Source organism: Pseudomonas sp. VMV1 (assembly GCF_056790235.1).
In genome coordinates, this window is the sequence record NZ_JBXGSE010000001.1 from 39,932 (window position 1) to 63,621 (window position 23,690).

Sequence of the window (23,690 nt, forward strand, 5' to 3'; positions counted from 1 at the left end):
CTTTTTTGTGTCTGCAGCAGAGCGGTAGGTTTATCCCTTGGATGCACTGACCATCGTCCACATCCGATGACCATCCGCAGCGGTGTGCATTCTTCGATCGCCAGGGTACCTGCGCGCCTGGTCTCTGGCTCGTAACGATCGGATGCTTAATTCGCTTGAGCATCGGCGGCGGAGCTTCTACCACTACAATAGCGTTTTCAGATTTCAGCTTCTTCAGCCGGATTTGTTTGTTAATGGGGTACGGCGCCTACTGACCCTCACTCCAGCTATGCCGAACAATCGCCAGGCTGGAACCGGCGAGGTGCCCGCTAACTGCCTGGCGAGGTATGGCAGCAGGCGGGGAGATGCTAGCACCAGGAGAGATGAGCAGCAGCACCATTACTGGGTTTCAGCTCACCCCAGGCCATTCTCATTTTTCGTGGGTACCGCTCAGACAGAATCTGTAATTTCGCGGGCGCGAAAAAACGTTGGAGCGGACGGTGTCCTAGGGGCGGCGCCCAGAGTTTCGCTATGCCCCCTCCCATTTCGACGTTCGTCTACCTCAAGAGCATACCGATCATTGCCGATAAGGAGCGGACGCATCCAGGGAGGAACCATCATGCGCAATCAGCTTTTCGCCTTCGCCTTCGCTTTCACGCTTACCGCACTAGCAGCTCCAGCCTTCGCCCTGCAGGGTAGTATCAGTGACGATCAGGTCGCCCAGCAGATCATTAAAGAGTCGATCGCCAGCTATCCCGGGCCGTGCGCCTGCCCGTACAACCACGCTCGCAACGGGAGCAGTTGTGGCCGGCGTAGCGCCTACAGCCGGTCTGGCGGCTACAACACGGTGTGCTATCGGGAGGACGTAAGCGCAGATGATATTTTGGCGTACCGAGAGCAGTACGGGCTTGCCGCGAAGCAGGTTGCTAAGAAGCGTAGCCAATGAGCCAATTAGAGCACCGGCTAGATGAGTCGGAAGTGATGCTGCTGTTATCACAGGCAAAAGTGCTCGCCAAGCGCTACAAGGACCTGACGGGAAAGCCGTTGGGGATTACCGGAGAGGTGGCTGAGTACGAAGCTGCCCGGCTATTAGGGCTTGAGCTACACCTGGCGCGTCAAGCCGGCTATGACGCGACAGAGATCCGCAACGGCGTCCCTGCGCGCATCCAGATCAAAGGTCGTCAGGTCACTCCGGGCAACCACAGGGCTGGGCGCCTAGGGTCAATTGATCTAAGACAGGAATTTGATTCAGTGCTGCTTGTGCTTCTTGATGACGAGTTCAACGCCTATGAGATGCATGAAGCCGCCAGAGGTAGCGTTGAGGCAGCCTTAACCCGTCCTGGCTCCAAGGCGCGCAATGAACGCGGGTCTCTTGCCATTGCGCAATTCAAAGGCATCTCAGTCGTTCGCTGGCGCAGATAGCAGTGAAGCGCTGTGAGGACCAGACTCTGCCGGAATACACGCCGATACGTGTATCTGACGTCTGGCGCGCAAGCCTAGATGCGCCGCTTTGTGAGTGGTTAACTCTGTCTACAGCTCGGCCAGCACTACTTCTGAGGCTGCTGTGTTTGCCGAGCTGCATCCATGGACCGCTCTATCATCTTCTGGCTGGACTCCATTGCATCGTCAACCGCCGTCTGCTGGCCCCAACGGATAACCTTTCCATCCTTGAACGTCACTACTAACCGATCGGTAGCCAACTGCTCATTGTCGATGGGTGTGAACCCGATCATCGCCGGGTTCCAATAGATCCACCGCTCTCGGTCTTGGTTGACGTCTGTTCTTCTGGGCGTTCCGAGCACTGTTTGGACGGAGGATTTACTCATCCCAAGCGAAAGGTTCAGCGATTCCTTATTGTAGTCGACGCGATTAGCGCACCCGGCCAGAGCCAGGGCAGCCATACCGACAGCTAGAGCCCTCTTCATGAAAGCCTCCTTGCATAGAGTAGATGGATTGTTTGGAAAGGCTCAGCACAGCCTAGCTCCAACCTCTAGGTTGAGAGCGTAATTCTGTGCTGGGGTGGGTGGGGCCCGGTTGTCAGGAAAGCTTTTCGACGTGTCTAAGTACCAGCGGAGGTGTCTCCGCTACCACGCTGGCTTTGCCCGACTCGAGTTTTTTGAACGTGACAGTGATGCCGGTATCCGCCATCTGGCGGGCTACTGTCTGCAGATCTGCGCCATCGGCGATAGTTAGTACCAGCCGCTCGCCTTGTTCAAAAAACATCAAGTTTTCTTGATGCTTAGCTGTGGTGTCGAGTTTTCGAATCGTGAGGAATAGGAACGCGAAGAATGCTGATCCGTAGGTAAGGCCGTTGAACAGTTGGATGCATAGAAGGAACACCTCCTTGCGCTGCATTGGTTGCTCGCTGGTCAGGAACGCACTGACCCATATCCAAACGTTCACTAGCACCGCGACGCAAACGAGGGTTAGCGTGAGAAACAGACTTTTTAGAACTAGCCACCTAACGTGAGGGGCCGCCGCAGATAGCGTCCCGGCTAGCCAATTCTTAAATTCAGCTCGCCTATCAGCTCCGGCTGAGCCGTATGCCCAACACAAGCCTGCCACTCCGATAAGCGATGACAAGACGATTTCCATAGCTCTCCCTGCTTGCTGGTCGACGCCCTGTTCATCAGCGGCGAAGCGAAGGGCTAGAGTGTACGGACCTAGGCTAGTAAGGAGAATGGTGGCTATGGTGCAGCATACGCCGGTACTTAAGCTGCTTCCGCCTGCAGAGCTCCGGTTCGAAGCGCACCAATACTCAGGCCGCCTGGCTTGAGGCAAACGGCATTCCCTTCATGATCGGTTCCGACAGGCGGGTGAAGGTCATGGCAGCGGAAGTAATTCGCCGGCTTCAATCGGCCCCATGCTGTTCCCAGGTCTCCGTGGAGGAACAGTGTGAGCCTATCGCTCTCGATGGCTTTGAGGCGGTGAGTACTCGGGACAAGTTAACAGAGCGCCAGATGGCCGCCGAGCTCGGTATCACGTCTAGAGCGCTCCAGGGGCGTCGGTACCGCGGCCAGATCCCGGAAGGCGTGTGGATGAAGGCTGGAAGGACTACCTATTACAGCATGCAGAAGTACGAGCAGTGGCTCGAAAGCAAAAGCATCCGGCCGGTAAGCGCCGCACAAGTGATAGCCAAGTCCACCCTGCAAAAGAGAAAGAAGCTCCGTCCGCCAGCGTCGTTTCCATTGCTTGTCTAATGAAGAAAGCGTGGTGGCTCTCGCAATCAGACCTAGGTCGGCTATCGACGAGAGGTCATATTGCTCGACCACTTGGAGTCGTGTCGGTGTAACTGATCAGTAGACTTCCTGTCGCCACGCAACGTGGCACTGCCAATGAAGGCACCAGTAGTCTGCCAAGGGGGTCACCATGAAATCCTTCCGTATCACTCTTTCCGCCCTGTCTGCCACCGGCCTGCTCGCCCTTAGTGGCTGCGCAAGCATTGTCGGTGATAGCAAATACCCAGTTGCCGTGAAGAGCACCCCGGCCGGCGCCAGCTTCACCGTCAAGAATCGCGCCGGCGAAGTCGTCCACACCGGCACCACGCCCGGTACCGTGACGCTCAAGTCGGGCAGCGGCTACTTCAAGGGCGAGGCCTATACCGTGACCTTCCACAAGGACGGGTATGCCGACACCACCACGCAGCTCAGCAGCAGCATGAGTGGCTGGTACTGGGGCAACATCCTATTCGGCGGCCTGATCGGCATGCTGATCGTCGACCCGCTGACTGGCGCGATGTATAAGCTGCCCGACTCGTCGACTGGCGACCTGGGCGCTCCCGTAGTGGCCAAGAACGGTGGTCAAGATCTGACTATGATCACCATTGACCAGGTTCCGGCAAGTCAGCGGCTCAAGCTGATTCGAGTCAACTGATAGCAGAGCCGTAGCACTCGGGCTTTGTGCTCGCCGACTTGGTAAATCGAAAGGAGGTTGACGCCAGCCTTTGACTGAAGGCCGCGCAACCTGTCGGATTTGTTTGTTGATGGGGTACGGCGCCGACTGACCCCCACTCCAGCTATGCCGAACAATCGCTAGGCTAGAACCGGCGAGGTACCCGCTGACTGCCTGGCGAGGTATGACAGCGGGCCGGGAGATGCTAGCACCAGGAGAGATGAGCAGCAGCGCCATTACCGGGTTTCAGCTCACCCCAGGTCATTCTCATTTTCGCGGGTACCGCTCAGACAGAATCTGTAATTTCGCGGGCGCGAAAAAACGGTGGAGCGGAGGGTGTCCTAGTAGCGGCGCCCAGAGTTTCGCTATGCCCCCTCCCATTTTGACGTTCGTCTACCTCAAGAGCATACCGATCGTTGCCGATAAGGATCGGACGCATCCAGGGAGGAACCATCATGCGCACTCAGCTCCTCGCCGTCGCCTTCTCGCTCTTCGCGTTGGCGGCTCCAGCCTTCGCCCTGCAGGGTCTCGTTAGTGATGATCAGGTCGCCCAGCAAATCATTAATGAGTCGATCGCCAGCTATCCCGGGCCGTGCGCGTGTTCGTACAACCACACACGCAACGGCAGCAGCTGTGGTCGTCTTAGGGCCTACAGCCGGGCTGGCGGCTACAACACGGTGTGTTGTCGAGACGACGTCAGCGCCGAAGATATTGCTGGATACCGTAGGCGGTAGGGCCTGGACCTGTGGCAGGTGTCCAAGAAAGGCAAGCTCTGACAAATCTACTAGCCTGCTGGTAAGGCGGCCACATCCAGTCATAGGGGGTATTCACTGAAGCGGCATGGTGCTGCGAATCACGTTTCGCTTACCTAGCCAATGCCTCAAGCCCGATCTTCGCTTGCTCCGTTTCCAACTTTAATGGATATATGACCAGCAGCAGGTTAGCTGATGCATGCATATAATCACCTATTTCGTATAGCAAAACGCTATCCTGTGGCGATTTTTGATAGGTATTTTTTATGGTAGTCAAGGAAGAAATGTCGCCTGGGCGGAAGGAGTACTATGAGCCCCTTCCTCTGCAATGCCCGCCATCGAATGCTGAAAAGCCAAGCGTCTCTGTTTTGTGGAGACTACTTACATCAGCGACTGTTACCAGCGATGACTTTAAGTCTGAGGCGATAAAGAATCCTCTTCGCAAGTTTAAAGATGAATGTGCCGGGGCATCAGTATCTCTTATCCCGACTTTCGAGTTGGCTGCTGCTGCAGTTAAGACCCCTGTAATGATGAAGAAAAACTTTACCCATGCGGTAGAAGTGCGTTATGAGGTGTCAATGGGTGTTTGGCACAACGACAAGCCAACTCACTGCCATTTTTGGCCTTATAAAGGTTTTGATTTCACAAAGATAGTAGGCGTCTTGAGGAAGCTACCATGAAGATGCACGTAACAGAGGTGCTTCTTAATTATGGGATGCCTCTTATCGTTATGGCCAAAAATGATAAGGGTGGACGCTTCATTGGTGTTAACTATGAAGATCCCGAGGATGGTACGCCATACTCATTTTATTTTGTAAGGCCTAAGCCTAGAATATTTACCGACTTTATTGATCAAAAGATCGACCTTAGATATGTAATCACGCATGGGAGCTACAAGGCTAAGTTCAACGCAACCACCTGGGGCGACGTGGGCGAAGAATTTTCGGTAGCTTCTTTTGCCGAGGAGATTTCAGAAGATCTCTTGCCTGCGCCGCGTTTATTTAACCCTACTCCGCTCTCTAGGTCATCTGCGGTTGGTAAGCGAAAGGTGCTGATTGATGGGCGCTGGGACGCAAGCGATTTGAGCCTATTTTCGGACCTGATAGAAGATTGCTATTCATTTGCCTATGCACTTACTAAGGACAAGGCAAATATTCGTTTGAAGACTATCTTCCAGCATTACCCTTGGCGCGGTGGTAGTAGCTCCGTTGGCTTCTTTAACGATTTGGGCCGATTTATTCGTAGAGACGAGGGGCTAAAGGTTACTCAGATGCAATATGCCTCTCCTGGGTTCATTGAGTTTTCTCTTCGTGAAGATGTTGCGGAGCTTATTAAGTCGCTGGTTGTTGATATAAATTCGCCCGAAAGTTTGGCTGGAAAAGCTTACAAAGACGCGAGAGTTTATTTGCGGGACAAGTCTTGGTTAACAAGCTCGGAGCAAGATATTCCTAAGCTGTCAGATGTTGAGGTGGCTGAAATGAAGGATATTATGGATGATCTGTGTAATAGTCTTTGTTTGACTGATTATAGGGATCATATATTTGAGCTTTCCGAAAGCAATTACCTCGCTGGAACCAAAATTCTTCTAGCCTTCTATCGTCGCCTTAAAAAGTTCGCGGATTATTCTGCTACCGGTAAGGCTGTAGAGGTTTTCTCGGATTAGCGCTTTCTTGATGGCACATATTGCAGCAGATTTTTGGTACGTGCAGGGTTGAGTTTCGAACTGAGTATCCGTACTGGCCAGGCGCTTATAAATTTTTGACTACCAATCCCTGCTAAGCCCCCTGCACACCAGACTCCATCCCGCTTTCGGGCTAGGTTCAGGTGCCTTTCCCGTCAGGGGTCTGTCAGAGATTTTGTCAAAACCAGTCAAGAGAAAGCCCGGCGTTTGTCGGGCTCCGGTGTCAGGTTTTGTCAGGTGCTACATGCGGTATGTGGACATCACTCTTGCTTGACGACATGGAGCGCCAGTCCCCCCAAGTGCTGAACGTGAATGGCACCACTGCTAGCCTGGGCAACGTCTGATCGCTATGGGTCGTCGGTTGAATCGTCAATGTGTGGTCAATCAAGCAAGGCCTTCAGCATGGATGACTCACTAGTGTCGACTCTCCCCAAACATCTCGCCGCTTGCCGCTATCTGGAATAACCCGCGCCACTTCTCTACCAGATCCGGCGGAGGCGCAGGCGCCCAGCGCACTAGACCGACGACGAGAGGATGGTGACCGCCCACTGCGGCAATTAGGTCGGCAGGCTCTAGGCCCTGGACAGCGCAGAAGTCAGTCCACGCTTGCGCTGCGGCCCCCGCCTCGGCGCGTATATGTTCGCCAGCCCGTTGATTCCCTGCGCACAGGTTGTGCCAGGTAAGTGCCAGGCCGCGCAGCTCAAGCTCGTACTGGATCGCCACACGAAGCACCATTCGGGCACGGTCTAGATACTCGGGATCGGCAGAGGTGGTAGTACGCTGCGGCGCGGTATTGATCAGCCGGCGGACCTCGGCGAAGTTGCTGGCGGCTACTGCTTGCACGGTACGCTGGGTTCTCTCCGTGGGAGTCAGCGCGGCGTAATCAAGCGTGCTGGTCATGCCTTGTCCTCCGCGTAGATGCCTGCGCTCAACACGGCACTCCCGACGATCATGCGCCCATAGAGCAGCGGTACCGGATTGCCTTGGGCCTGGGTATTCACTGGCCCGTTAAAGCTGTAGCTAGGCGAGTTGTCGGCGCTGTCACCAGTCCCTAACCCCTTGGGCACTTTTGCTGAAATCTGGGCCACCCCACTGAGCGCTAGCGAGATACCTATAGCGCCCACAGCCGCCCAGGCCGCCCCGCCTGCATAACCTGCGCTGCCGAACAGAGCTCCCGATCCGGCCGCAGCTAGGCCGCCGGAGAAGTACGACGCAACGGCGATCAGCGCCACACCTATCACTGTCTGCAGCCCTCCCGACCGCTTGCTGCCGGCGATCACTGGTGCGATCCGGATCTCGGCCCGGCCAGGCGGATGTCCAAGCTCGTCTTGGGCGATGTTCCGTCGGCCGTGGAAGACGGCGAATACCAGACCTCGGTCCTTGGCCTCGTAGAAGAACCGTTCGAAGCCCGGCTGCTGAACCGAGAGGGCCCGTACGGCCTCGGCTGCGCTGTTGACGACCAAGCGATGCACTCGCCCGAACCGGGCGCCCAGGGTGCCGTACAGGCGTACTACGCGAATGCGGTCGCTCATTGGGCCTCCTCCGCATAAATCCCGGCACTGATGATTGCGCCGCCCCATCGCCGGTTGCCGTAGCAGATTGGGACGGGGTTGCCGCTGGCTGTGGTGTTCCGAGCGCTTCCGAAAGCGTAGCTGGGCTGGTTCTCGGGTGCGGCGCTGGTTTTGAGTCCCTTGGCCTGGGGGCTGATGAGCTGGACAACGCCGCCAGCGACCATTCCGATACCTGCGGGTACCAGCACCATACTGGCGCCGCCGGTGGGGGCCGCGAGCGCGTATCCCGCAACGATCATCACGGCGCCGACCACCGTTTGCAGTATTCCTGCTCGCTTGCTTCCTCGTAGCACCGGCACGATTCGAATCTCCCGGGTACCACCCAGCTCGAATCGGTTGGTGCCGACGTTCTCGCCGTTGCGGAAGACCGCGTAGACCAGACCTCGGCGCTCTAGAGCGGCGATGGCCTCGCGGAAGCCGTCTAGGGTATTGCGTAGGGCGCTGAAGGCTTCCTCGGCGGTACCGCGGTCGAGGATGTAACGGTGGTTACGCCCGAACAAGCGTGCCAGTGGCCCGGATAGCTTGATGATGGTGGCGGGGGTGTAATGAGCTGCTGTGGTCATTGAGTACTCCTGCCGCCTGCGCGGCCTTGTGGTGCGGCGCTGATCACGCCTTCGTGAATGCTGGTGCCGGAAGGTCTGGCGGGCGCCAGGACAGACGCCGTCGGCCAGCGGTGCTTAGCGGCCTCGTCGGCTTGCCGCTGAGTCATGGGGGCGCCGACCATGCTGCAGATCAGTTCTCCATCAATGAACACCTGCCAGCACGGGCTGGCGGGATCTGCTTGGGCGGGTGGATCGAGCAGGACGAGCGTGCAGGTCAGGGGCACGTCTAGTGCAGGCTGTGGGCGAGGCATGACGCGGGTTTCGAGCGCGTCGGTCTGTTCGATTCGGTCAAGCAACGCGGAAAGAATGCCCATGCATTTGTCCCCATAATTGGATTGTGTCCACACCTGTCCCCTCTCTTGTCCCCACAAAGGGGACGCTACAGCCCGCATGGTTACTAGATGTCCCCAGCGTCCCCTGTGTCCCCACACTTTTTATGTCTTCACCTACACACCACCCCCTCTCATAAGTCTGTATTTCGAAAAATTGGTGGGGTCGCTGGGGACAGTGGGGATAACCAGCCAACGGCGCGGGTTTCAGCGTCCCCATAACGCTGAAATCCGACCCCACGTCCCCAAATTTGGCCCGCTTCCTCATCACGCCGCCCCCTCCAATGCCTCGGGATTGATGGCGTAGAACTTCGCCTTGCCGCCGCCAGGTAGCCGGTAGCTGGCCTGCTGACGGCCTATATCGCGCTTGGCGATAGCGCCGGCTGCATCAAGGGCTTTCGCGATCCTCGACACGCCGTAACCCTGGGCGGCCTGTAGCAGCGCGGGACGATTGAACAGGTATAGGCGCCGACCAGAGTCGCTATGCCAATAGCCAGCGCGGTCGTAGACCCGACTTCGGTCATCGTCTGCCCCTGCCTCGATGTCGGAGAAGCGACTGCTGCCGTGGCGGTCGATGAAGTCAGCAATGCCGGTGAGGATTTGGCGGTCCTCGGCGTTGCCGCTGCCCACGCGGGCCAGCCACTCGGCGTACAGGAGCCTGGCATCGGCTAGGGCGGTACCGGCAGGCCATGGCAGCAGGCCGTAGGCGATGGCCATCTCGCTCGCCAGGGCAATCACGGCGAAGCGATCCGCCACCCGGCCGGCCTGGGCGTTGTCACTCTCGAAGCTCGCCCGCATGCGATCGAAATCAGCCTCAAGTCCCGGACGGTCATTGCCGTCGAGCAAGCACTCAACGAAGGCCGGGCCCAGGTGGCCGTAATGCTGGGAGGTGGCCACTGTCAGCGCTCGGTGGAAGGCTGCGCCCTCCATGCCGTGCAGCTCGTCGAAGGCGCGATAGGTACGGGTACCGGCGTTCACGTCCACCATGCGCAGTTCCGCGCCGGCATGCGCTGGGCTGCCGGCGATGGCGGCATGCTCGGACAGCGATCGCTCGCCACTGGACAACGCCAGCACGCACCAGGAGAGCTTGGCTCGGCTCTGGCGGTTGCGATCCATGGTGCCCTTGCCCTGGCCGTTGGAGAGGGCATAGGCCATCTCCTGTACCCGCTTGGGGTCGGCCCGTTTGATCTCGTCCAGCGGTAGCAGGGTGTCGTTGCGCGAGGATGCCTCGATCTCCAGGCCGCCCTTGCTCATGTCCCAGCTGGCAGCGAACAGCTTTGGCGGGCCCCATACGGAGGCTCCCACCAACTGCGCCAGCGACTTGCCGCTGGAGCTGTCGCCCACCAGGTGCACGCCGCCGCCCAGCACGCCCACCAGGCTTAGAAGGGGGCCGGCCAGGGCGCAGCCGATGGCTAACGTCAGCACAGGGTTACCCTGGCACCGGGACGCGATGAGGGTCTGCCAGGCCGCTTGGTCACCACGGGTGGTGAACAGATCCACCTCGCCGCCACCCTGAAACCGCACGTTGTTTCCGCCGATGGTGCGCCTAGGCAGCACGAAGGCTCCGGACGAATGCCAGCCTGGCCGGCTGGTTGTGGCGTAGACCATAGAGGGACGCTGCTCTAGGAGGTACTCCATGAAGGCGTTGCGCTTTCGCGGGTTGATGATGGCGCCCATGGCGAACAGCGCCCGGCGGGCATCCTCGCCGCTGCCGCCGAACATCTCCATGGGCATAGCCCACTCCCTTACACCCCCACCATCGGTGATCAGGCGTAGTAGGCGCCCCTCGCTGCCGTCGTCGCTGTTGATCGTTCTGGCAATGACCGTCACGGGAGTGGCGATCCATTCGTCCACCAGCGCCCGGTCGGCGTCGGCCTGGGCGGCATCATCGGCGGTGCGACAGGTGTGCCGGTACACGCCGGGTTTCAAAGTGCGGCCGCGCTCATTGCGGACTGGGTGCTCATAGACACCCCAGCCAGGCCGGCGCGGGGTAACCGAGGGCTCCTCTAGGCGAGCCAGGGACACAAGGTTGCTTTCAGGCTTGGCCATGCTGGGCCCTCCATACTGCGAGGTCGTTGAAGTCGTTCAGGCTGGCCGGTGCCTCGGCCGGGAAGTCGGGGAAGGTCACTAGAGCGCCAGCGGCCAGGGCGGCAGCATTCGCCGCGGTGCGGCCGGGGTTGCCCTCGGTCTCGCGGTCGTCGTCGCCGGCGATCACCAGCTCCAGGCCGGCGCCATAGCGCTCGCGCAGCGCCAGCGCCACGGCCTTGAGGTTGCCGGCAGTCATCGCGCAGGCCACGGGGCATCGCTCGTGCTCGTGCAGCGTGGCGCCGGTTGCCCAGCCCTCGCAGACGAACAGTCGGGTGGCGCCTTCGATGCGGCCCAGGGGTGAATAGCAGCCAGTGACCTGAGCGCCGTAGAGCATCTTTTTCACGCCGTCGTGGCCGATCCGCTGCAGGTTGAGAAGGCGCCCACCGGCATACATCGGCACCAGCAGCAGGTGGCCGCGCTGGCGCAGGCTGTAGGGCCTGATTCCCTTGGCAGCGAGGTATGGGTGGGCTGGATCTGCTCGGCGCCCATCGCGCCACCAACGCTGCGCCGTGCCTGCGGCCTTCTGCTGATCCTGCCGGCGCTGGCGATCCTCGGCGGCTAGGCGTTCGTCTGCAAGGCGGAGAGCCTCGGCGAGGCGCTGCTGCTGGGCAGCCATCGCATGGGGGGCGCCGTAGCCTTCCAGCGGCGCCAGATCGAGCCCAAGGCGTCGCGCTAGGTCGCGGGCGGCGTCGGTCTGCCGAACTCCCCAGAGAAAGGCCGCGAGACTGACCAAGTCGCCGCCCCGGTCACCACTAGCGAAGTCATGCCACCGGCCGTCCACCAGCGAGACGGAGAAGCTGCCGGCGTGCCGGTCGGCCCGGGTCGGGTTGCGGCTCCACCACTCCGAGCCCTGGCGCTTGCCCTCAGGCAGCAGCTCGGGCACCAGTGCCGGGGCATGCAGCAGGGCCAGAGCAGCAACGCTGCGGATGGCGTCAGTCGTGCGATTACTCGTCATGGCTGCTACTCCCCGCCCGGTCCGCTGACGCAGACCTGCATGCAGTGAGCAAGCCACGATTCGAGCTGACCGAGTTCAGTGGTCATCAGCTCGGCAGCCCGCTTAATGGAGGGATCTGTAGCCCGGCGATCAATGATCTGCGCTAGCGCCTGGAGCATGGGCAGCGAGGCATCGAGCGATTTGAACAGATGCACCATGGCCTCATCGCGGGCCTGCATGCGTCTGGACAAATCGGCCTGCACGCGCTTGAAGTCTTCCATCAGGTCGAGCATGGCGAACTGGTTATTCGGGCAAGCCGCTCCCGTCAGCGCGTCGCCGCGCTGTTCGAAATCAGTCATGGTCAGGTCCTCGTGGCGGGCGTTGGCGCCGTTGCCTTGGGGTAGGGCGCTAGTGCAGTTCCGGCGCCAGGTTGGTCCGGACAGATCAGCCGTAGCCGCTCCATCAGCGCGATACCGCGTCGAGGCTTACCAGCCGTGGCCACGAATGCCTGCTGTACCTGATCGCTTACCTCGCACGCCTCGGCGAACCCTTCGCCGGTACCGCGCTGCATGTCATGCGTCCAGACCTCGGCGCCGGGATAGTCCCGCTGAATCTCAGCCGCGACGGCGCCGGCCAAGCTGCGCCCGACCACGGGCGGGATAGCGACCCTGCCGTACTTGGGTAGGTAGGCGATCACCTGAGTCTCAACATAGCCCGGCTTGATACGGCCACGCGGGGGAGATGGAAGCGTCGAGGGGCGGACTGCTTGCTTAGTGCTGGCCATGGGTCATCCCCTCAGCTTCCACCGCCTGCAGCGAGCGTGCGACGGTCATGTGATGGTTGTAGCGCTTGAGACGGGAGGAAAGGGAAGAGTTGGCGGAGAGGGCGGACATGGCCATGGCGCGGTGAGCAGCGGCACGAGCCAGGAGAGCAGACGGATTGCGGGTGGGGATCATGGGGTAAAGCTCCTTTTGCTGGTAGGAGCTGCCGCCATCGTCGCCAAACGAAGGGAGGCAGCCGTGCGCAGGTTGGCGAACCGGGGCAAAAGGAACCCGGCAGACCTCTCGGTCTCCCACGCACGACCGCCATAACACGGACTTACGAGCACAAAAAAAGCGCCTGCAATCGGTATGGGCGCCTGTGCGCCTTTTGCTACTCGGGTCGCCAAACCCGGTCGCTGAATTTGCAGCGACGGGCGAACGATAGCCACGAGCGTGATTGCTGGCAATGACCTGTATCGTCCGTTCGTCGGTGGACTTGAACAGAATCATGCGAAGGCCTCCCCTACCAGGGCGAGCAGTAGCGGCACAGAAACGCCATCCAGACGGCCTTGGCCATCATTCAAGGCTTGGGCCACGCGGACACGTAGGGCTGCCAGCTCAGCTGACAGACCGTCGAGGGTGGCGAGCAGCCGGCCAGCGTCCGTGAGGCGTTGGTGAAAGAGGGTCCCACCCTGCATGTCGCGCAGATCGTCGACGTTAGCCGCGGCGAAGGTGATGCGTAGGAGCTCGTCCGCCAGGTTGAGCTGGCGCGGGCTGCGGTCAGTGGTTGCGAAGGTGGTCATGCTGCGCTCGCCTCCCCCGGTGCTCAGGTAGTAGGTGGCGACGCCGATGTGCAGCCTGCCCTGATCGTCGTGGAAGCGGCTGTAATGCGTGCGGATGCCATGGCCACCCTCGCGCAGCTCTTTCACTCGGGCGGCGGGCATCATGATGTTCAGGTCGCGGCGCAGCTCGACGGTGTTCGCCGGACCTTGCTGCAGGCGCTCCAGCAAACGCTGGAGCTGGGCGGCACCACTGGTACTATCGGCGTCGGAACGCTTGGAGCTGGCCTGTTGGTCGGCCTTTTTTCTGTCCATCAGGCAGCCGCTCCCCGTGCTTCGGCGATACGGGCATCCATCCAGGCGGAGACTTCGGCCTCCACCCACACAGAGTGACCGGGCGCCAACTTGACCTGGGCGGGAAAGGTGCCGTCAGCGACACGGCGGTAGATTTCCGAGCGGCTGAGGCTGGTCATAGCCTCGACCTCGGCTCTACGGATGAAACGGCGGGGTTTCTCTGTAGCCATCTGGCGCCTCCTGCGGCGTCGTGGGGAATGGCTACGGATTGAATGATGTATTGGTGCCTGACATACAACGATGACATGACGACACGTCAGCATGTCATTTCAAGCTGTCATCTACCCCGTCAGGACGTATTACGGCCGCAAGCTCATCGGTCGTCCGGTTTTTTACCCTGCCCAAACGCTCAGCGATGAATTGGGATACGGCCTTCTGGAGCGGTGGACGCTCTATGTCGTAATCGATCCAGAAGCGAGTAGCGGCGTCCTGCGCCGCCTGTAGGGCTTGCGTCCTATAGGGAAACAAAAGACCGCCTTCATCGGGCGTGCCTCTGGCGGACAGGTCGCGCAGGACGCTCAGCTCGCGCTCTGCGGCCAACGCACGTTGCTCTGCTTCCTGTAAGGCTTCGCGCACGCGCTGCAGCTCGTGCTCAGCAGAAACTGTGGAAACGGGAGCCGGCAGGCAGGAAACTTGCGGGAGAGGCCAGCAATACCCGCGCTCACTGCACCACAAGCGGATTTTGCCGTGATCCAACAAGTGGAAGAACTGGGCGTCTTCACGCTCGGAATACCCATTTTTCGCGACAAGTTCGTCCAGATCCAATAGCAGTAGGCTGGTCCAACTTTCTATGTCGCGACGTACCTCTGGCCATGTCTTGTCGAACTCCGGATCTATATCTGCTGCCTTGGTGGAACTGTCCCCGTACTCCGGTTGCACGCCAGCCAGGATATGGGCGGCATCAGCAACTTCGAAGACGCTTCGGATCGCGTAGGCCTGCCGCCAATCTGCCTGGCGCTCGCCACGTCCATACCAGCAGCTGTACTTGCTCGTGCTGTTTCCCATCACAATCCTCCATATGAGTAGCGCCGTATTCCAACCACATCGGCGCCAGCACACTTGGCGTCCAGTGCATCCGCCCAGGCCTGCATCATTTCGCGGCGCTGATCGAGGTAGTTCGCGTGGTTGTAGGTGTCCCGGATCGAGTCCTGATCGCCGTGGGCAAGCTGGCGCTCAATCCAGTCCCGGTTATAGCCGCGAGAGTTGAGGCTGGTGCTCAGCAAGTGGCGGAAGCCGTGGCCGGTCTGGCGACCTTCATAGCCCATCACGGCCAGCACCTTATTGACCGTGTTCTCGCTCATGGGGCGCTCGCGGTCATTTCGGCCTGGGAAGGCAAGAGGGTAGGTGCCGGTAATTTCGAGCAGCTGGCGCAACAGGGCGACCGCCTGGCGGGGCAGGGGGACGATGTGCGGCCGGCGGGCCTTCATCCTGGCGGCCGGGATAGTCCAGGTTGCCGCGTCGAGGTCAAACTCCGTCCAGGGTGCCTTTCGTAGTTCGCCCGGGCGTACGCCTGTGAGTAGAAGCAGGCGTATAGCGATCCGGCTTGTGATATCGCAACGGGCGGCGTCCAGAGCTTGCAGAAGCGCAGGGATCTCCGGCTCTGTGACGTGTGGGTGGTGGCGAGTGCGTGGGGCATGGGCGGCCACCACATCCAGATCGGTAGCCGGGTTGAGCATCACTACGCCCTTGGCCAGGCCGAATCGGAATATCTGGTTCAGCCATTGGCGGACCTTCGTTGCGACATTGAAGGCCTCCCGCTTCTCTACGCGACGCACCAGATCCACTAGCTCCGGCCGCGTGATTGCTTCGATGGGTCGGTCTCCGATCACTGGCAGGATGTCGGCCTCAAGGTAGGTCAGTGCCTTGGACGAAGTAGCTGGCGCCCAACGAGGGACGTTGTAGGCGTACCACTCTCGGGCCAGGCCTTCGAACGTCAACACCGTTGCCATGGCATCCGCCTTGGCCTGGCGCTTGTGGCTACTAGGGTCGATCTTCTTCGCGAGCAGGCGTCGCGCTTCATCCCGGCGTTCGCGGGCCTGGGCAAGCGTCACCGCGGGATAGCTCCCGAGGCCCAGCATCTTGGGCTTATCGTCAAATCGGTACCGGAACCGCCAATGCTTGCCGCCCGATGGCGTCACCTCCAGGCACAAACCTTGGGCATCGGCGATTCGGTAGAGCTTTTCACGCGGCTTGGCAGTCCGGGCGGCGGTATCGGTGAGCGCCACGGTGGTGTCCTGAAGATGAGCGCCGGCTAGGTCAAACCGGATGATGTGAGTAGGTTCGAGTGACCAAACTCGTCCTACTCCTCAATCTACTCACATTTTTTTGGGCTCTCAAGGGACCGCTCAGGATCACTAGGCACAAAAAAACCGGCTTAGAAGCCGGTTTATCTTGGTTTCCGGGTCTTGTAGGGACCTCTGGAAACTGGTGCATGGTGCCCCGGGGGAGACTCGAACTCCCACTCCTTTCGGAAACGGATTTTGAATCCGCCGCGTCTACCGGTTCCGCCACCGGGGCAATGGCGGCGGAGTATAGGGATGGTCGCAGGTCCGGTCAATCCAAAGTGCGTTGGTGAAAAAGGCCGCTTCCGGTAAGCTGTGCGGCCTTTCGAGATCTACCTGCCATGCACGTCGCCGACTTCCATTTCGACCTTCCCGAATCTCTCATCGCCCGTCATCCGCTGGCCGAGCGCCGCGGCAGTCGGTTGCTGGTGCTCGACGGTCCCACCGGTGAGCTGAATCATCGCCACTTCGGCGATCTGCTGGGCTATCTGCAGCCGGGCGACCTGATGGTGTTCAACGACACCCGGGTGATACCCGCGCGGCTGTTCGGCCAGAAGGCCAGTGGCGGCAAGCTGGAGATCCTGGTGGAACGGGTGCTGGACGAGGAGCGGGTGCTGGCCCATGTGCGTTCCAGCAAGTCGCCCAAGCCGGGCAGCCGCATCCTCATCGACGGTGGCGCCGAGGCCGAGATGGTGGCGCGTCACGAGGCGCTGTTCGAACTGAAATTCGCCGAGCCCGTGCTGCCGCTGCTGGATCGGGTCGGGCACATGCCGCTGCCGCCCTATATCGACCGGCCCGACGAGGCCGAGGATCGCGAGCGCTACCAGACCGTCTATGCGCGTAATGCCGGCGCCGTGGCCGCGCCCACCGCCGGACTGCACTTCGACGAGCCGCTGCTGGACGCCATCCGCGCCAAGGGCGTAGCGACCGCCTTCGTCACCCTGCACGTCGGCGCCGGCACCTTCCAGCCGGTGCGGGTCGAGCGCATCGAAGACCACCACATGCATCGCGAGTGGCTGCAGGTCGACCAAACCGTGGTGGATGCCGTGGCTGCCTGCCGCGCCCGTGGCGGTCGGGTGATCGCGGTCGGTACCACCAGCGTGCGTTCGCTGGAAAGCGCCGCCCGCGATGGCCAGCTCAAGGCCTTCTCCGGCGAGACGGACATCTTTCTCTATCCCGGTCGCCCCTTCCATGTCGTCGATGCGCTGGTGACCAACTTCCACCTGCCCGAATCGACCCTGCTGATGCTGGTGTCGGCCTTTGCCGGTTACCGCGAGACCATGGCCGCCTATGCGACGGCCGTGGCCGAGGGCTATCGCTTCTTCAGTTATGGCGACGCCATGTTCATCACCCGCAATCCCGGGGCCCAGGGCCCGGAGAGCTGATATGAGTTTCATGAATTTCGAATTGCTGGCCACCGAAGGCAAGGCCCGTCGCGGTCGCCTGACCTTTCCCCGTGGCGTGGTCGAGACCCCGGCCTTCATGCCGGTCGGTACCTATGGCACGGTCAAGGGCATGCTGCCCGACAGCGTCGCCGACATCGGCGCCCAGATCATCCTCGGCAACACCTTCCACCTCTGGCTGCGGCCCGGGACCGAGGTGATCCAGCGTCATGGCGACCTGCACGACTTCATGCAGTGGCAGGGGCCGATCCTCACCGATTCTGGCGGCTTCCAGGTGTTCAGCCTGGGCGCGCTGCGCAAGATCAAGGAGGAGGGCGTCTACTTCGCTTCGCCGGTGGACGGCGCCAAGGTGTTCATGGGGCCCGAGGAATCCATGGCCGTGCAGCGCGCCCTGGGCTCGGACATCGTGATGATCTTCGACGAATGCACCCCCTATCCGGCGGACTTCGACACCGCGCGCCGCTCCATGGAGCTGTCGCTGCGCTGGGCCAAGCGCTCCCGCGAAGCCCACGGCGACAACCCCTCGGCGCTGTTCGGCATCGTCCAGGGCGGCATGCACGAAGAGTTGCGCCTGAGATCCCTGGACGGGCTGGAGCAGATCGGCTTCGACGGCTACGCCATCGGCGGCCTGTCGGTAGGCGAGCCCAAGGAAGAGATGATTCGCGTGCTGGACTTCCTGCCGCCGCACCTGCCGGCGGACAAGCCGCGCTACTTGATGGGCGTGGGCAAGCCGGAAGACCTGGTGGAGGGCGTGCGCCGTGGCGTCGACATGTTCGACTGCGTGATGCCTACCCGCAACGCGCGCAACGGCCATCTGTTCATCGACACCGGTGTGCTCAAGCTGCGCAACGCCGTGCACCGTCACGACGAGACGCCGCTGGATCCGAGTTGCGACTGTTACACCTGCAAACATTTCTCCCGTGCCTATCTGCACCATCTGGATAAATGCGGGGAAATGCTGGGGAGTATGCTGAATACGATCCACAACCTGCGGTACTACCAGCGTGTGATGGCCGGTTTGCGCCAGGCTATCCAAGAGGGTAAATTGGCCGACTTTGTGGACGCCTTCTATGCTCGGCGCGGCCTGCCTACGCCGCCGCTCGACAGCTGAAAGCCCCTGTCCGATCGTCAAGGCGAAACGGCGTTTGCGCGTCGTCCGCCGGCTTCGCGAATGGGGTCCTGAAGCGGTCGGACCGGCTGCGAGCGACCCCCGGCATCTCTTCTTTTTCCGTCATCCAACTCTGCAAGGAGTAGTGCAATGAGTTTTCTGATTTCCACGGCCCAGGCCCAGGAAGCTGCCGCGCCGGCCGCCAACGCTGCACCGGGAGGTGAATACATTCAGTTCATCTTCCTGATCGGCTTCGTGGTGATCTTCTATTTCCTGATCTGGCGTCCCCAGGCCAAGCGCACCAAGGATCACAAGAACCTGATCGGCGGCCTGCAGAAGGGTGACGAAGTGGTGACCACCGGTGGCATCGCCGGCCGCATCAACAAGGTCACCGATGAGTTCGTGGTGCTGGAAGTGTCCGACAACGTCGAGCTGAAATTCCAGAAGGGCGCCATTGCCGCGACCCTGCCGAAGGGCACCCTGAAGGCCCTCTGAGCCTTCCTAAATCTAGCTAACACCGGGGCGCGCAAGGCGCCCCGCCTTTATCTCGGGCGGTGTCATGCTCAACAAATATCCCCTCTGGAAGTACCTGCTGATCCTGGCCGTACTGGTCGTGGGCGCCATCTATTCGGTTCCTAATCTGTACCCCGACGATCCGGCCGTGCAGGTCAGCGCTTCCAGCACCGAACGTACGGTGACGCCGGCCGAGGTGCAGCGTGTGAACGCCGCCCTGGCCGAGGCTCATCTGGCCGTGAAGTCCAGTGATCTCAATGCGAACGGCAGCCGGGTGCTGATCCGCCTGATGCGCGCCGATGATCAGCTGCCGGCCCAGGAAGTGGTCCGTCGTACCCTCGGCGACGACTTCGTGGTGGCGCTGAACCTGGCGCCCACCACCCCGCAGTGGTTGCGCAAGCTTGGCGCCAGCCCCATGAAACTGGGCCTGGACCTCTCCGGTGGGGTGCATTTCCTGCTGGCGGTGGACATGGACAAGGCCGTGGACGCGCGCCTGAAGGTCTATGACAACGAGGTCAAGACCCTGCTGCGCCGCGAGAAGGTGCGCTATCGCAGCATGCCCGAGCAGAACGGCGCCCTGCAGCTCGGCTTCACCGATGCCGCCGACCTGCAGCAGGCCCAGGGCCTGATCCGCAAGAACTACACCGATTTCGAGCTGACCACCGACACCCGGGGCGACCTGCAGGTGCTGCGCCTGCAGCTGACCGAGGCCAAGCTGCGCGAGATCCGCAACTATGCCGTCACCCAGAACCTGACCACGGTGCGCAACCGGGTCAACGAACTGGGCGTGGCCGAGCCGCTGGTACAGCGCCAGGGCGCCGACCGCATCGTGGTCGAGCTGCCGGGCGTGCAGGACACCGCCGAAGCCAAGCGCATCCTCGGCAAGACCGCCAACCTGGAATTCCGCCTGGCCGCCACTGCGGACACGCCGCGTGCCTCCACCGAGAGCTTCGAGTTCCGCGAGCCCGGTCGTCCCGCGGTACCCCTGGAACGTAACGTCATCATCACCGGTGACCAGGTCACCGACGCCTCGGCCAGCTTCGACGAGAACGGCCGGCCCCAGGTCAACATCCGCCTGGATGGCCATGGTGGCGATCTGATCAACCGCGCTACCCGGAGCAACGTCGGCCGCAGCATGGCCGTGGTGTTCATCGAGCAGCGTCCGGTCACTCGCTACACCACCCAGACCGTCGATGGCGTGCAGAAGGAAGTGGCGGTGCCCGGCTTCGAAGAAGAGCGGCGCATCATCAGCCTGGCGACCATTCAGTCGGCTCTGGGCAACAGCTTCCGCATCACTGGCCTGAACGGCTCGGGCGAGGCGTCGGAACTGGCGCTGCTGCTGCGCGCCGGCGGCCTGGCCGCGCCCATGTACTTCGCCGAAGAACGCACCCTCGGCCCAAGCCTGGGCGCCGACAACATCGCCAAGGGCATCGATGCCTCGCTGTGGGGCATGGTCTTCGTCTCGCTGTTCCTGATCGCCATTTACCGCTTCTTCGGGGTGCTGGCGACCATCGCCCTGGGCTTCAACATGGTGCTGCTGATGGCCTTGATGTCCATCCTGCATGCCACCCTGACCTTGCCGGGTATCGCCGGTATCGTCTTGACCATGGGCCAGGCGGTGGACGCCAACGTGCTGATCTTCTCGCGAATCCGTGAAGAGATCGCCAACGGCATGCCGGTCCAGCGCGCCATCCATGAAGGCTTCAGTCGTGCCTTCACGGCGATCGTCGACTCCAACCTGACGACCCTGCTGGTGGGCGCCATCCTGTTCGCCATGGGCACCGGGCCGGTCAAGGGCTTCGCCGTGACCATGTCGCTGGGTATCTTCACCTCCCTGTTCACCGCCATCTTCGTGACCCGTGCCATGGTCAACCTGATTTATGGCGGCCGGAACGTCAAGAAGCTGTGGATTTGAGGACGCGGCGATGAAAAAGACCATTAACTTCATGGGCGTCCGCAATATCGCGTTCGCCATCACCGCCCTCCTGACCGTCCTGGCACTGGTCAGCTGGTTCTACAAAGGGCTGAACTTCGGCCTGGATTTCACCGGCGGTACCCTGATCGAGCTGCGCTACGAGCAGCCGGCCGACCTCGGCAAGATTCGCCAGGAGCTGGTCGGTGCCGGTTTCGAAGAGGCTGTGGTGCAGAGTTTCGGCGCCACCACCGACGTGCTGGTACGGATGCCGGGTGACAATCCCCAGCTGGGTCAGCAGGTGACCACCGCGCTGCAACAGGCGAGCACCGAACGCTTTTCCCTGACCCGTACCGAATTCGTCGGTCCGCAGGTGGGCGAGGAATTGCGTGACCAGGGTGGCCTGGGCATGCTGCTGGCCTTGGGTAGCGTGCTGGTCTACGTGGCCTTCCGCTTCCAGTGGAAGTTCGCGGTGGGCGCCATCCTGTCATTGATTCACGACGTGGTGGTGACCCTGGGTCTGCTGTCGTTCTTCCAGATCACCTTCGATCTGACGGTGCTGGCGGCGGTCCTGGCCATCATCGGCTACTCGCTCAACGACACCATCGTGGTGTTCGACCGGGTCCGGGAAAACTTCCGGGTGCTGCGCAAGGCCGACCTGATCGAGAACATCAACGTCTCGACCACCCAGACCCTGCTGCGGACCCTGGCGACCTCGATCTCGACCCTGCTGGCGGTGGCGGCGCTGCTGTTCTTTGGCGGTGACAACCTGTTCGGCTTCTCCCTGGCGCTGTTCATCGGTGTGCTGGCCGGTACCTACTCGTCGATCTATATCGCCAACGTGGTGCTGATCTGGCTGGACCTCAAGAGTGAAGACTTAATTCCTCCGCAAACCAAGGAACTAGACGACCGCCCCTGATGTCCCAGGCATGGCAAAGGGCCATGTGCCCGCTATGACAGTAGTCAGGAGGTTGTAGTGAACAAGTCGATGCTCGTAGGTACGGTTCTGGGAGCCATCGTCGCCACCGCAGGTGGCGCCGTGGCGTACAGCTTCGTCGACCGCGGGCCTCAGTACGCCGAGGTCGTTGCCGTCCAGCCGGTCAAGGAAACGGTCAAGACCCCGCGCGAGGTCTGCAAGGAGGTCGCGGTGACGCACCGCCGGCCGGTTCAGGACCAGCACCAGATCGCCGGTACCGCCGTAGGCGCGGTCGTCGGTGGTCTGCTGGGCAACCAGGTTGGTAACGGCAGCGGCAAGACCCTGGCCACCATCGCTGGCGCCGTTGGCGGTGGTTATGCCGGCAACAAGGGTCAGGAATACATGCAGAACCGCGACACCTACACCACCACCCAGACCCGCTGCAGCACGGTGACCGACAGCAGCGACAAGGTGGTCGGCTATGACGTCAAATACCTGCTGGACGGCAAGCTCGGCCAGGTCCGCATGGACCATGAGCCAGGCAAGCAACTGGAAGTGAAGAACGGCCAGGTGCTGGCCAGCCAGTGATCCGCGTTAGCGGCTGAGGCCCAGGGCTTCAGCCAACAAAAAGCCCGCTACCAGGTGACTGGTAGCGGGCTTTTTGTTGGGATTTCACTGGGACAAGAGCGGAGCCTTCAGATCCGACCAGGGCGAGGCGCCCTGGCCGTGGCCGTCACTCAGAGGGCGGGGCGGGGCGTTTCAGCTTTGGGCCGAAGCCACCGCCGGGCGGAGATCCACGCCGGCGCCTCGAACAGACCGTTGATGCCGCGGGCTTCCAGCAGCTTGGCGATGGCCACCGGCACCAGGATGCCGAAGGCGCAGCCGGCGACGATGTGCAGCAGACCGTCGTTGATGTGCAGGCCCTTGCTCAGGACGATGCGGGCGCCGCTGCCGCTCAGTACGTGCATCACATAGATGGGCATGGACAGCGCACCCAGGGTCAGCACCCACTGCAGCGGCCGCTGCGCCAACACCATGCAGGTGGCGCTGACGAAGACGATGCCGTTCAGCGCCAGGACCAAGGTGGCCAGGCCGCGATCGGTGTAGACCAGGCCCAGCAGGCCGTGGAACCAGTACTCAAGCACCACGAACAGCAGGCCCGAGCCCAGCATCACCCGGCCGGCCTGTTCTTCGATGGCCTGCTTGAAGTTGTTGAACCAGACACCGAAGGCGAAAAACACGAAGTTCTGCGCGGTGAAGGTAAAGAAGAAGTCTTCCGGGCCGGCGTTCTGGAACAGATAGACGAGGGCGCCAAAGGCGAACACGGCAAAGAAGGCCAGCGGCTTGGCCCAGCGATAGGCGAGCATGGCCAGGCAGAACACCAGGAACAGCGCATAGAGGAACCAGAACTGCTGGCGTGGCTCCCAGACCGTCAGGACTTCGCTGAAGCTCACGCCGCCGTTGGTGTAGCGCGACATCAGCGCCTCGACCGAACCTTGCAGCAGTGACCAGACCAGGAAGGGATAGACGATGGTGTCGATCTTGTTCACCAGCAGGCCGCCGGTACCGCGCTTGACGAAGGAGCTGTAGAAGAAGAGGCCGGAGAGGAAGAAGAACAGCGGCATGTGGAAGCTGTAGATGACGCTGTCCACCAGGCCGTGGAATTGGGCGTCCTGAAGGATGCCCGCGTTGAGCAGGCCACGCACGACATGGCCATAGACGACCAGCACGATGCCAATGGCCTTGGCATAGTCGACCCAGAGATTGCGAGTGTTCATTGAATGATCCTTTTCAGAAGAGAACCTGTGCAGCTGGAGCCAAGCGCTGGGGCAAAC

The 23,690-nt window shown here is 61.2% G+C and carries 28 protein-coding genes and 1 tRNA gene; 13 read left to right on the forward strand and 16 right to left on the reverse strand.

Annotated elements, in window-relative coordinates:
* Positions 1-598 precede the first annotated feature (598 nt).
* Both ACUCV0_RS00175 and ACUCV0_RS00180 read left to right on the forward strand, forming a co-directional pair.
* Entirely contained in the window at positions 599-925 is a 327-nt protein-coding gene (locus tag ACUCV0_RS00175; RefSeq protein ID WP_482211713.1) for a hypothetical protein, read from the forward strand.
* A complete protein-coding gene (locus ACUCV0_RS00180) occupies positions 922-1,401 on the forward strand; it encodes a hypothetical protein (protein WP_482211714.1) in 480 nt (159 codons plus the stop codon). Before ACUCV0_RS00175 ends, ACUCV0_RS00180 begins: the two co-directional genes overlap by 4 nt.
* Positions 1,402-1,526: 125 nt before the next feature.
* Here the strand turns inward: ACUCV0_RS00180 and bamE are convergent, their stop codons facing one another.
* On the reverse strand, positions 1,527-1,904 hold the full coding sequence (gene bamE / locus ACUCV0_RS00185; protein ID WP_482211715.1) for an outer membrane protein assembly factor BamE domain-containing protein: 378 nt from the start codon (positions 1,902-1,904) through the stop codon (positions 1,527-1,529).
* Positions 1,905-2,016: 112 nt separating this feature from the next.
* A complete protein-coding gene (locus ACUCV0_RS00190; protein WP_482211716.1) occupies positions 2,017-2,334 on the reverse strand; it encodes a hypothetical protein in 318 nt (105 codons plus the stop codon).
* 605 nt (positions 2,335-2,939) lie between these two features.
* Between ACUCV0_RS00190 and ACUCV0_RS00195 the strand changes: the two genes are divergently transcribed.
* The 5 genes from ACUCV0_RS00195 to ACUCV0_RS00215 all read left to right on the forward strand — a co-directional run bounded on the left by ACUCV0_RS00195 (position 2,940) and on the right by ACUCV0_RS00215 (position 6,285).
* Positions 2,940-3,179: a hypothetical protein gene (locus tag ACUCV0_RS00195; RefSeq protein ID WP_482211717.1), complete on the forward strand. Its 240-nt coding sequence runs from the start codon at positions 2,940-2,942 to the stop codon at positions 3,177-3,179.
* 169 nt (positions 3,180-3,348) lie between these two features.
* On the forward strand, positions 3,349-3,852 hold the full coding sequence (locus tag ACUCV0_RS00200) for a hypothetical protein (RefSeq protein WP_482211718.1): 504 nt from the start codon (positions 3,349-3,351) through the stop codon (positions 3,850-3,852).
* 473 nt (positions 3,853-4,325) lie between these two features.
* Positions 4,326-4,604, forward strand: coding sequence for a hypothetical protein (locus tag ACUCV0_RS00205; protein ID WP_482211719.1), 279 nt, complete (start codon positions 4,326-4,328; stop codon positions 4,602-4,604).
* Between the two features lie 284 nt (positions 4,605-4,888).
* The gene (locus tag ACUCV0_RS00210; protein ID WP_482211720.1) at positions 4,889-5,302 is read left to right on the forward strand and encodes a hypothetical protein; all 414 of its coding nucleotides are present in this window, start codon (positions 4,889-4,891) and stop codon (positions 5,300-5,302) included.
* Positions 5,299-6,285, forward strand: coding sequence for a hypothetical protein (locus tag ACUCV0_RS00215; protein WP_482211721.1), 987 nt, complete (start codon positions 5,299-5,301; stop codon positions 6,283-6,285). The genes ACUCV0_RS00210 and ACUCV0_RS00215 overlap by 4 nt, the downstream gene beginning before the upstream one ends.
* 432 nt (positions 6,286-6,717) lie before the next feature.
* Here ACUCV0_RS00215 and ACUCV0_RS00220 read toward each other — a convergent pair whose 3' ends face one another.
* The 13 genes from ACUCV0_RS00220 to ACUCV0_RS00280 form a co-directional block, all read right to left on the reverse strand.
* Positions 6,718-7,203: a hypothetical protein gene (locus ACUCV0_RS00220; RefSeq protein WP_482211722.1), complete on the reverse strand. Its 486-nt coding sequence runs from the start codon at positions 7,201-7,203 to the stop codon at positions 6,718-6,720.
* Positions 7,200-7,835: a tail assembly protein gene (locus tag ACUCV0_RS00225; RefSeq protein ID WP_482211723.1), complete on the reverse strand. Its 636-nt coding sequence runs from the start codon at positions 7,833-7,835 to the stop codon at positions 7,200-7,202. The genes ACUCV0_RS00220 and ACUCV0_RS00225 overlap by 4 nt, the downstream gene beginning before the upstream one ends.
* Positions 7,832-8,437 carry a tail assembly protein gene (locus ACUCV0_RS00230; protein WP_482211724.1) on the reverse strand — a complete coding sequence of 202 codons (606 nt, stop codon included), beginning with the start codon at positions 8,435-8,437 and terminating at the stop codon, positions 7,832-7,834. Before ACUCV0_RS00230 ends, ACUCV0_RS00225 begins: the two co-directional genes overlap by 4 nt.
* Positions 8,434-8,790: a hypothetical protein gene (locus tag ACUCV0_RS00235; protein ID WP_482211725.1), complete on the reverse strand. Its 357-nt coding sequence runs from the start codon at positions 8,788-8,790 to the stop codon at positions 8,434-8,436. Before ACUCV0_RS00235 ends, ACUCV0_RS00230 begins: the two co-directional genes overlap by 4 nt.
* 282 nt (positions 8,791-9,072) lie before the next feature.
* Positions 9,073-10,854, reverse strand: a complete 1,782-nt coding sequence (locus tag ACUCV0_RS00240) for a DUF927 domain-containing protein (RefSeq protein ID WP_482211726.1) — start codon at positions 10,852-10,854, stop codon at positions 9,073-9,075.
* Positions 10,841-11,848 carry a toprim domain-containing protein gene (locus ACUCV0_RS00245; RefSeq protein WP_482211727.1) on the reverse strand — a complete coding sequence of 336 codons (1,008 nt, stop codon included), beginning with the start codon at positions 11,846-11,848 and terminating at the stop codon, positions 10,841-10,843. Before ACUCV0_RS00245 ends, ACUCV0_RS00240 begins: the two co-directional genes overlap by 14 nt.
* Before the next feature lie 5 nt (positions 11,849-11,853).
* A complete protein-coding gene (locus ACUCV0_RS00250; protein WP_482211728.1) occupies positions 11,854-12,186 on the reverse strand; it encodes a hypothetical protein in 333 nt (110 codons plus the stop codon).
* Between the two features lie 411 nt (positions 12,187-12,597).
* Positions 12,598-12,783 carry a hypothetical protein gene (locus ACUCV0_RS00255; protein ID WP_482211729.1) on the reverse strand — a complete coding sequence of 62 codons (186 nt, stop codon included), beginning with the start codon at positions 12,781-12,783 and terminating at the stop codon, positions 12,598-12,600.
* A gap of 311 nt (positions 12,784-13,094) precedes the next feature.
* The gene (locus tag ACUCV0_RS00260; RefSeq protein ID WP_482211730.1) at positions 13,095-13,682 is read right to left on the reverse strand and encodes a helix-turn-helix domain-containing protein; all 588 of its coding nucleotides are present in this window, start codon (positions 13,680-13,682) and stop codon (positions 13,095-13,097) included.
* Positions 13,682-13,891 carry a helix-turn-helix transcriptional regulator gene (locus tag ACUCV0_RS00265; RefSeq protein ID WP_482211731.1) on the reverse strand — a complete coding sequence of 70 codons (210 nt, stop codon included), beginning with the start codon at positions 13,889-13,891 and terminating at the stop codon, positions 13,682-13,684. The genes ACUCV0_RS00260 and ACUCV0_RS00265 overlap by 1 nt, the downstream gene beginning before the upstream one ends.
* A gap of 94 nt (positions 13,892-13,985) precedes the next feature.
* Positions 13,986-14,726 (reverse strand): hypothetical protein, encoded by a 741-nt coding sequence (locus ACUCV0_RS00270; protein ID WP_482211732.1) that lies wholly within the window; start codon positions 14,724-14,726, stop codon positions 13,986-13,988.
* Entirely contained in the window at positions 14,726-15,946 is a 1,221-nt protein-coding gene (locus ACUCV0_RS00275) for a tyrosine-type recombinase/integrase (RefSeq protein WP_482211733.1), read from the reverse strand. The genes ACUCV0_RS00270 and ACUCV0_RS00275 overlap by 1 nt, the downstream gene beginning before the upstream one ends.
* A 207-nt stretch (positions 15,947-16,153) precedes the next feature.
* A tRNA-Leu gene (locus ACUCV0_RS00280) sits at positions 16,154-16,238 on the reverse strand.
* A 106-nt stretch (positions 16,239-16,344) separates the two neighbouring features.
* Between ACUCV0_RS00280 and queA the strand changes: the two genes are divergently transcribed.
* The 6 genes from queA to ACUCV0_RS00310 all read left to right on the forward strand — a co-directional run bounded on the left by queA (position 16,345) and on the right by ACUCV0_RS00310 (position 22,443).
* Positions 16,345-17,388: a tRNA preQ1(34) S-adenosylmethionine ribosyltransferase-isomerase QueA gene (gene queA / locus ACUCV0_RS00285; protein ID WP_482211734.1), complete on the forward strand. Its 1,044-nt coding sequence runs from the start codon at positions 16,345-16,347 to the stop codon at positions 17,386-17,388.
* Between the two features lie 10 nt (positions 17,389-17,398).
* Positions 17,399-18,517, forward strand: coding sequence for a tRNA guanosine(34) transglycosylase Tgt (gene tgt / locus ACUCV0_RS00290; protein ID WP_482212241.1), 1,119 nt, complete (start codon positions 17,399-17,401; stop codon positions 18,515-18,517).
* A gap of 147 nt (positions 18,518-18,664) precedes the next feature.
* On the forward strand, positions 18,665-19,009 hold the full coding sequence (gene yajC, locus ACUCV0_RS00295; RefSeq protein ID WP_007162951.1) for a preprotein translocase subunit YajC: 345 nt from the start codon (positions 18,665-18,667) through the stop codon (positions 19,007-19,009).
* 64 nt (positions 19,010-19,073) lie between these two features.
* Positions 19,074-20,942 (forward strand): protein translocase subunit SecD, encoded by a 1,869-nt coding sequence (gene secD / locus ACUCV0_RS00300; protein WP_059313862.1) that lies wholly within the window; start codon positions 19,074-19,076, stop codon positions 20,940-20,942.
* Between the two features lie 10 nt (positions 20,943-20,952).
* Positions 20,953-21,858 (forward strand): protein translocase subunit SecF, encoded by a 906-nt coding sequence (gene secF, locus ACUCV0_RS00305; RefSeq protein ID WP_482211735.1) that lies wholly within the window; start codon positions 20,953-20,955, stop codon positions 21,856-21,858.
* A gap of 57 nt (positions 21,859-21,915) precedes the next feature.
* Positions 21,916-22,443, forward strand: coding sequence for a glycine zipper 2TM domain-containing protein (locus ACUCV0_RS00310; protein WP_059313864.1), 528 nt, complete (start codon positions 21,916-21,918; stop codon positions 22,441-22,443).
* A 149-nt stretch (positions 22,444-22,592) separates the two neighbouring features.
* On the opposite strand, the gene ACUCV0_RS00315 is transcribed toward ACUCV0_RS00310, so the two are convergent.
* Positions 22,593-23,633, reverse strand: a complete 1,041-nt coding sequence (locus ACUCV0_RS00315) for an acyltransferase family protein (RefSeq protein WP_059313865.1) — start codon at positions 23,631-23,633, stop codon at positions 22,593-22,595.
* Between the last annotated feature and the right edge of the window lie 57 nt (positions 23,634-23,690).

Bases quoted from the DNA above. Each gene is read 5' to 3' on its own strand.
- ACUCV0_RS00175 (WP_482211713.1), top strand. From the start codon at position 599: ATGCGCAATCAGCTTTTCGCCTTCGCCTTCGCTTTCACGCTTACCGCA.
- ACUCV0_RS00180 (WP_482211714.1), top strand. From the start codon at position 922: ATGAGCCAATTAGAGCACCGGCTAGATGAGTCGGAAGTGATGCTGCTG.
- bamE (WP_482211715.1), bottom strand. From the start codon at position 1,904: ATGAAGAGGGCTCTAGCTGTCGGTATGGCTGCCCTGGCTCTGGCCGGG.
- ACUCV0_RS00190 (WP_482211716.1), bottom strand. From the start codon at position 2,334: ATGCAGCGCAAGGAGGTGTTCCTTCTATGCATCCAACTGTTCAACGGC.
- ACUCV0_RS00195 (WP_482211717.1), top strand. From the start codon at position 2,940: ATGGCCGCCGAGCTCGGTATCACGTCTAGAGCGCTCCAGGGGCGTCGG.
- ACUCV0_RS00200 (WP_482211718.1), top strand. From the start codon at position 3,349: ATGAAATCCTTCCGTATCACTCTTTCCGCCCTGTCTGCCACCGGCCTG.
- ACUCV0_RS00205 (WP_482211719.1), top strand. From the start codon at position 4,326: ATGCGCACTCAGCTCCTCGCCGTCGCCTTCTCGCTCTTCGCGTTGGCG.
- ACUCV0_RS00210 (WP_482211720.1), top strand. From the start codon at position 4,889: ATGGTAGTCAAGGAAGAAATGTCGCCTGGGCGGAAGGAGTACTATGAG.
- ACUCV0_RS00215 (WP_482211721.1), top strand. From the start codon at position 5,299: ATGAAGATGCACGTAACAGAGGTGCTTCTTAATTATGGGATGCCTCTT.
- ACUCV0_RS00220 (WP_482211722.1), bottom strand. From the start codon at position 7,203: ATGACCAGCACGCTTGATTACGCCGCGCTGACTCCCACGGAGAGAACC.
- ACUCV0_RS00225 (WP_482211723.1), bottom strand. From the start codon at position 7,835: ATGAGCGACCGCATTCGCGTAGTACGCCTGTACGGCACCCTGGGCGCC.
- ACUCV0_RS00230 (WP_482211724.1), bottom strand. From the start codon at position 8,437: ATGACCACAGCAGCTCATTACACCCCCGCCACCATCATCAAGCTATCC.
- ACUCV0_RS00235 (WP_482211725.1), bottom strand. From the start codon at position 8,790: ATGGGCATTCTTTCCGCGTTGCTTGACCGAATCGAACAGACCGACGCG.
- ACUCV0_RS00240 (WP_482211726.1), bottom strand. From the start codon at position 10,854: ATGGCCAAGCCTGAAAGCAACCTTGTGTCCCTGGCTCGCCTAGAGGAG.
- ACUCV0_RS00245 (WP_482211727.1), bottom strand. From the start codon at position 11,848: ATGACGAGTAATCGCACGACTGACGCCATCCGCAGCGTTGCTGCTCTG.
- ACUCV0_RS00250 (WP_482211728.1), bottom strand. From the start codon at position 12,186: ATGACTGATTTCGAACAGCGCGGCGACGCGCTGACGGGAGCGGCTTGC.
- ACUCV0_RS00255 (WP_482211729.1), bottom strand. From the start codon at position 12,783: ATGATCCCCACCCGCAATCCGTCTGCTCTCCTGGCTCGTGCCGCTGCT.
- ACUCV0_RS00260 (WP_482211730.1), bottom strand. From the start codon at position 13,682: ATGGACAGAAAAAAGGCCGACCAACAGGCCAGCTCCAAGCGTTCCGAC.
- ACUCV0_RS00265 (WP_482211731.1), bottom strand. From the start codon at position 13,891: ATGGCTACAGAGAAACCCCGCCGTTTCATCCGTAGAGCCGAGGTCGAG.
- ACUCV0_RS00270 (WP_482211732.1), bottom strand. From the start codon at position 14,726: ATGGGAAACAGCACGAGCAAGTACAGCTGCTGGTATGGACGTGGCGAG.
- queA (WP_482211734.1), top strand. From the start codon at position 16,345: ATGCACGTCGCCGACTTCCATTTCGACCTTCCCGAATCTCTCATCGCC.
- tgt (WP_482212241.1), top strand. From the start codon at position 17,399: ATGAATTTCGAATTGCTGGCCACCGAAGGCAAGGCCCGTCGCGGTCGC.
- yajC (WP_007162951.1), top strand. From the start codon at position 18,665: ATGAGTTTTCTGATTTCCACGGCCCAGGCCCAGGAAGCTGCCGCGCCG.
- secD (WP_059313862.1), top strand. From the start codon at position 19,074: ATGCTCAACAAATATCCCCTCTGGAAGTACCTGCTGATCCTGGCCGTA.
- secF (WP_482211735.1), top strand. From the start codon at position 20,953: ATGAAAAAGACCATTAACTTCATGGGCGTCCGCAATATCGCGTTCGCC.
- ACUCV0_RS00315 (WP_059313865.1), bottom strand. From the start codon at position 23,633: ATGAACACTCGCAATCTCTGGGTCGACTATGCCAAGGCCATTGGCATC.